Annotated in this window: 1 protein-coding gene; it reads left to right on the forward strand. The window is 61.8% G+C overall.

Annotated features, from left to right (window positions below; translation table 11 throughout):
• Window positions 1–55 precede the first annotated feature (55 nt).
• Window positions 56–421 (forward strand): NADH-quinone oxidoreductase subunit NuoE (nuoE, locus tag D7V77_RS42750; protein WP_120581784.1); only part of this gene is annotated, 366 nt, incomplete at its 3' end.

A 421-nucleotide genomic window follows, 5' to 3' on the forward strand; every position in this document is an offset into this window, starting at 1 on the left:
CCGGGGTAAGGCAGTCAGGTAATACGCCCCGCGTCCCGCACCAATCGCAACGAACATGCTATCAGCAGAAGCTCTCAAGGAAATCGATCGGGCGGTCGCGAAATATCCCGCCGACCAGAAGCAGTCCGCCGTGATGGCGGCGCTGGCGGTCGCGCAGAGCGAGAAAGGCTGGGTCTCGCCCGAAGTCATGCAGTTCGTGGCCGAGTACCTCGAAATGCCGCCGGTGTGGGTCGAGGAAGTGGCGACGTTCTACAACATGTACGACACCAAGCCGGTTGGCCGATTCAAGCTGTCGGTGTGCACGAACTTGCCGTGCGCGCTGTCGGGCGGCGAACGTGCTGCCGACTACCTGAAGAAGAAGCTGGGCATCGGTTTCAACGAGACCACCGCCGACGGCAACTTCACGCTGAAGGAAGGCGAG

The organism is Corallococcus sp. CA041A (genome assembly GCF_003612075.1).
Taxonomy (GTDB): Bacteria; Myxococcota; Myxococcia; order Myxococcales; family Myxococcaceae; genus Corallococcus; species Corallococcus exiguus.